At 35.5% G+C, this 6,321-nt stretch carries 3 protein-coding genes; 1 reads left to right on the top strand and 2 read right to left on the bottom strand.

What is annotated here, in order from left to right:
- On the bottom strand, positions 1–4,026 hold a 4,026-nt coding region (locus F6464_RS10135; RefSeq protein ID WP_191963356.1), incomplete at its 3' end, for a beta strand repeat-containing protein.
- 616 nt (positions 4,027–4,642) lie between these two features.
- Between F6464_RS10135 and F6464_RS10130 the strand changes: the two genes are divergently transcribed.
- Positions 4,643–5,068 (top strand): CBS domain-containing protein, encoded by a 426-nt coding sequence (locus tag F6464_RS10130; protein ID WP_151107689.1) that lies wholly within the window; start codon positions 4,643–4,645, stop codon positions 5,066–5,068.
- A gap of 73 nt (positions 5,069–5,141) precedes the next feature.
- On the opposite strand, the gene F6464_RS10125 is transcribed toward F6464_RS10130, so the two are convergent.
- Positions 5,142–6,317, bottom strand: coding sequence for a glycosyltransferase family 4 protein (locus tag F6464_RS10125; protein ID WP_151107688.1), 1,176 nt, complete (start codon positions 6,315–6,317; stop codon positions 5,142–5,144).
- Positions 6,318–6,321 lie beyond the last annotated feature (4 nt).

Raw genomic sequence — 6,321 nt, 5'->3', positions numbered from 1 at the left:
GCTCCAGCCCGCTGCATAGGTAACAGCTCCTGTGGATGAATTTATACTATTGCCTGAAAAAGCTGCCGTAGTAGCATCTAAACTATAGGTGATTCCTGTTGAATTGTTCGCCGTTGTGGTGGTAGTTACTGTTCCCGCTCCTTGACAACGTGTCGATGTCGTTGAGGAGAAAGCATTGATAGTTACTGTTGCATTTACAGTCAAATCCGTTCCATTATCAGCACCATTTATGGAAGGGTTATCGCTCACTACTCTAATTCTATATAAAGAACCAGTTGTTGCTCCTGGGGGAATGGTGGCACTAATGGTGCCTGCTGTTGTTTGAGTTAAAGTACCTATAGCCGTTGGACTTGTAAACGAACCACTACTATTAGAAAGTTGCGCAGTAAAAATATTACCCGAAACAAACGTCCCTGAAATGGTAAAAGGCACTGAAACAGAAGCTCCCGCACAGAACGGACCAGCAATAGAAGTATCTGTGGTAATGGTATTACTACAAGAAGTAACAGCAATCGTTATTGCATAGCTTCCGCTTATGCAACCTGTGGTGTTATTCGTTACTGTTAAAGTAGCATTATACGTTGCTGCAGCGGCTCCTCCGGGAACTGTCAATACAATTGGAGTTGATGGTAAACTAACATTGGAGACATCTGAAAAAAGAGCTGTATTTGCAGTAGCATCATAATCAATACTGTACTGATTAGGACTGTTGGTAGTAGCTGAATACGATAGATTTGCTGAGGTAGTTCCCAAACAAACTGATGGATTACTTCCCAAAGTGATGGTTGGTGACGCAGCTGTATATACTAAATTAATATCATTCACGGTATTGCTAACCGAAAAGGTTCCTGTAAAAGAGGGCGCAAATGAGGCCGTATTAACAATGAATTTATTTGCCGCGAAATTAGTTATACTTGAACCTCCGGCTATTTTCCATGTGTAAGAGGTACAAGAACTGAATCCAGTTGAATTATTACCCGATAAATTTATTACAATCGGTGAACCTGAAGTTGCAGCAATATCTATTACACCGGAAGAAGTTAACAAATCCCAATTGGTTCCGGCATTTCCTGCAACGTTAGTAATATCGAAAGTGTATTTTGAATTCGTATCAAATGTAAAAGCGCCGGTAGATAAATTCCCTACTGTTGAAGGAGCATTACCTGGAGCAACTGTACCTGCTGTTAGTGCAACCGTACCACCAGCAGTACCATTTCCTCCAAGAGTTCCGTTGCTTGTAACTGAAACAGCACTCCCAGAAGCAAGGCTTCCATTGACTAATAGAGTTCCTGTAGTTATTGTTGTTGCACCAGTATAGGTATTATTCGTACCTGATACTGTTAAAGTACCTGTGCCCACTTTGGTCAATCCTACTGAAGTAGTAGTACCATTTTGAATAACTCCTGAAAACGTGGTGGAAGTTGTATCGCCTACTGTTAGTACAGGAGTAGTTGATGATCCAGTGCTAGATACCGTTCCCGAACCAGCAAGCGAAGCCGCTGTTGCACTAAAATTAAAGAGATTGAAAGTTCCAGGTGTATTTACTGTTAATGCACTTGAGCTTGGAAAACTGCTAGCCGCACCCAATCGTATGGTACCCGACGATATCGAAGTCGCTCCGATGTAGGTGTTTGCCTGATTCAAGACTAAAGTGCCCGAACCGCTGTAGGTAATTCCTCCAGTACCACCACCAAAAACTCCTGTTTGAGTTACACTACCGCTTCCGTTGAACGTTGTTAAGAAGGTAGAATTAGCAACTGCTCCTAAAGTTAATACAGCTGAAGAATTGGATACTGTATAGGTTGGTGCTCCTGTATGCGTGACATTTCCAAAACGAACCACTGGATTACCTGAAGTCGCATTACCACCATTTCCAGTTGTTAATGTACTAGCACCTATTGATAAAGTACCTAGTACTTGTGAAATCCCTGCTCCAGACGTAGCTCTATTGGATAATATTGTAGCATTTCCTCCTACCGTAACATTATAAGCGTTAACGGTTGTATCAGTAGCAAGGTCTAACACACCTGCATTAAGAACTACAGACTGAGCTGCTGCACCCAACCCTGCTGTGTTGCTGACTGTTATATTTCCTGCATTTAATGTAGTAATACCTGTAAAAGTATTGTTACCTGAAACGGTTAGTTTTCCAGCTCCTGCTTTTGTTATACCAAAAGTCGATCCACTGATAATTCCGCTAACTGTAAGATCTGCCGCGGCGGTACCTTCATCTGCAACTGTAAATGTTCTAGTTGCTCCTAATGCTACTGGGCAAGATATCGTTGCTCCATTATTACCACTTGGAGCAGTAACAGTTATATCACCCCCAAGAGTTAATAAACCTGAACCTGAAATAGATGCGCCAGTAGAACCTATTTGCATCGTTAAAGCAGTAGGTGAACCTAGTGTAAAAGTGGAAAGATTTAATGAAGCAGCAGCATTTACAGTTAAAGTACCATTAATTACAGAATTCCCTCCTAGGGTAACTGCTGTACTGGCGTTAGTAACCGTTACATTCTGAAAAGTTGTAGAGGCACTAATGGCTTGAGCGACACCTCCATTAAAAGTGGTATGCAAAATACCTGTTGTATTACTTGTAGAATACGTTCCAGTATTCACCAAGTTACCTCCTATATTGATGAAATGTGTTCCGGATGTTATAGGACGAAAAGTTGCACCTGAAGATATGGTCAAATTATTAAACGTAACAGTGCCTGACGTATTGCTAAAATTATAATTGTTTGTACCGTTACTGACTACATTGGCATTTACTACACCTGAACCATTCTTAAAATTAACAATCCCTGTACCACTGACAGTCATCGTTCCGAATTGTATTCCTAGTGTAACCGTTCCTGAACTTGGCGCTTGTAAAGTCGCACCGTTACTTACATTAATATCAAAAAGTCGAAAGTTAGCATCACTTGCAGAACCCGACAAGGTAGATGTTCCTTGGGCAAAAGTGCAAATTAGGTCGTTACCTGAGCCGTTGTTGGGAGTTATGGTTCCATTACAAACCAGCGATGGTGTATTACCTGAAACAGAACCAAAAGTAATGGTTTTTTGTCCTCCTGAACTAGGCATTGCAAAAGTGCTTCCTGAACCAACAAAAAGTTGATTGGAAACCGTGAAACTAGAACCAACATTCACAGTTAAATTCTGATTAACAGTAAAATCATAAAATGTACCTGTACCACTGAAAGTTGATGTTCCAGTTTGGTTAGTGTAAACACATTCACGAGAAAAGGGTTTAGTAGAAGAACCATTACCTGTTGAACTTACTGTGTAATATCTTTCATTTCTTGCAGATGTACCTATTGAACCTGTTGGATTAGCTGTAGGCTGCTGATTATAAATACCGTTAGTATATGCTTTATAAGAAAAAAAGTTGAACGAAGAAGGAATACCACCAATTACACTCCACGGAATTAAAAACTCCTGAACCCCAGAACCATCAGCATAAGAACCAAAAGCAGTAGTCTGAGCCGACCAACCGTTGCTTCCATTTGCCGTTCTATATTCTCTATACCCACTTTTAGCATAAATCACTAAATCAGCTCTAAAAGGCAACTCTGCATAATTGGTACCATCGTAGCTATTATACCCAACGTTAGTACCATTAGAGTTAGCACCACTATTTACTGGATTTTGGGGATCTTTATCTAAATAAAGTACGATAGCTTCACTAACATTAGATCCTGAAACTGCAAAATACAAATTGGTTGCGTCCCATGTCATGTAAGATACGACAGCACTATTGGTATTTTGATTACTACCATCAGTATGTGTTCCATATTCACTAGCGCCAATTACTGCATTTATTGTAGGGGTGGTGTATTGCCCTCTTACGGAGAAAGTTCCTAGAAACATAACAGTCAAAAAAGCAAATACTAGTCTCAACAACTCAAATCCCTTTTTTTGAATAGAAAACGAGGTTTTCTTTTTATATTCCAAACTGTTTAAAGCTATATTTTTGGTATTAAATATAGTATTCGTGTCCTTGGTGTTTAAAGTAAAATTTTTCATATGCGGTATTTTGTATTGTAATAAAATGGAATTTTGTACAGTAATACTATTATTTTTATTTAATTTAGCTGACCACTTACAGAACAAATCTATGAGAAACATTAAAATTACAATTTCTTAATAAGAAATATTATTTAGCTTCTTTTATTGTTCAAATTAGCCTTTCCATTAATTATTTTGCAATAAAATCGATTTAATATTACTAAATCGATATAGTAGCAGAATTAAAATAAAAATAACAATAAACTAAAGTACATAATATTATAAAAAAAAACAATAAAAAAAGGTATTTAACAAACTATAACGTTTGCATGTTAATAAATTACTGCTTTTTTTGCTTTTTATTATCATATAAACAATTATTTAAATTAGTGCTTTTTTCTTAAAAATAAACTGTATTTCATAAATCCAAAAAAAAATTGTTTTCTATATTTCCATTTGTTATTCGAATACAAAATCTTAAATCAATGCAATACATTCAAATTTTTAAGCATTTGTCTTAGATTTTTAATGGATAAAATGATTTTAATTGCACATTAAACACTATTGTTAATAAAAAAAATTATTTTGTATTTATTTTTTATATAATTTTATAACTCACCAAAATTTTATTGTTATGACTGTAAACCAAATTTTAAACACAAAAGGAAAGCAGGTCTTTTCTGTAACTTCAAACATCACTGTTTATGAAGCTATTAAAGTAATGGGCGAAAAAAATATTGGTGCTGTACTTATAATAGAAAACGAGAATTTAAAAGGAATTTTATCTGAAAGAGATTATGCCCGAAAAGTCGTTTTGAAAGGAAAATCTTCTTTAGACACCTACGTCCATGAAATCATGGAAGACGATTTAGTAACGGTAAAGCCATCAGACAGTATTGACTATTGTATGGGATTGATGAGCTCTAAAAGAATCAGACATTTACCTGTTGTGGAAAACAATACTGTTTTAGGACTAATTTCAATTGGCGATGTTGTAAAAGGCATTATTGAGATGCAAAAAGAAACTATTGACTATTTGCATACGTATATCTCTCAATAAGTTTTCTCGGTATTAGAATGGGGTGGTTTGCATAATTTTACCTCGAAGACAATGTAACTGACTAAAAACTATTTCAAAATTTTAAAATAGTTTTATTATAGAAGTCAGTGCTATTTTTTGCAACTACATTATTACTAAATTGATTTTCAACTTTCATTCTAGCTTGAATTCCAAATTGCTTTCTTAATTCTGGGTTATCAAGTAAATATAAAATCTTGTTAGCATATTCTAAATGATTTTTGGGATTAAATAAAAAACCATTTAATCCATCATCAATAACTTCATTAGCCCATCCAATATTTGAGGCTATAATAGCTTTTTGCATTGCCATTGCTTCAATCCAAGAAACGGGTAAAGCCTCTGCAAATGATGGAAAAACACAAACAGTTACATTACTAATTATAGTTTTAATTTCATGATAAGGGACACTTCCTTTATACTTAACTCTTAATAAAGCTTCTGGAGAGAATAGCTCTTGCATCATTTGCCATGTAGATGCATTTCCTGAAATACTATCCGAAGCATCTTTCCCTACAAGAATTAATTTTACACTTCTATCTTTCTTGACTATTTCATTAAAAATTAATGGCAACTCTAATAACCCTTTTTTTCTAATTAAGGTTCCAAAATATAAAATCGTTTTCTCATTTTGGGATTCTTCTATAGCATTAAAACTAGTTGAATTAGCAGTAGTATTGTCAAATAAATCAATTTTAATTCCATTAGGAATAATGGTGAAATACTTATTGAATCTAAACACTTTATTGGTCAAATTAGCAGTAAACTGACTCACAGAAATCAGAGCATTTGCCTTTTGTAAAGCGCGCTTTTCATGAAACTTGTTGAGCCATTTTACTGGACGATTGTCTAAATGACAAAAATAAGTGTCCGAACCATTTAACCGAATAACTACGGGGCATTTGGGCTGAATAAATGAAGTAATTCCTGTCCAATCAGGAGCTTCAATGATGTCAATCTTACTATCTAAAACTAAAGTATTTATTAATTTCTCTATTTTTTTTTGAGTTAAAAATCGAGATAACCCTTTAAACTTTATATTTTTTATACAATAATAATCAATCCCGTTTTCCTGAAAAAAATCATCTTTCTGCTGTCCGTAAATTAAGAGAATCACTTGATGACCTTGAAGTATTAGGCCGTTGGAGAGATTCATAATACTAGTTCCAATTCCGCCTGAACTTCCTGTTCTTGGATGTGGATATTCTGGCGTTAGAAAAGCAATTTTCATTTTA

Origin of the sequence: Flavobacterium luteum, assembly GCF_008806775.1 — a bacterium.
Classification (GTDB): Bacteria; Bacteroidota; Bacteroidia; order Flavobacteriales; family Flavobacteriaceae; genus Flavobacterium; species Flavobacterium luteum.
The sequence above is the reverse complement of the archived record's forward strand: the minus strand, read 5'-3'. Positions and strand labels throughout refer to the sequence as shown.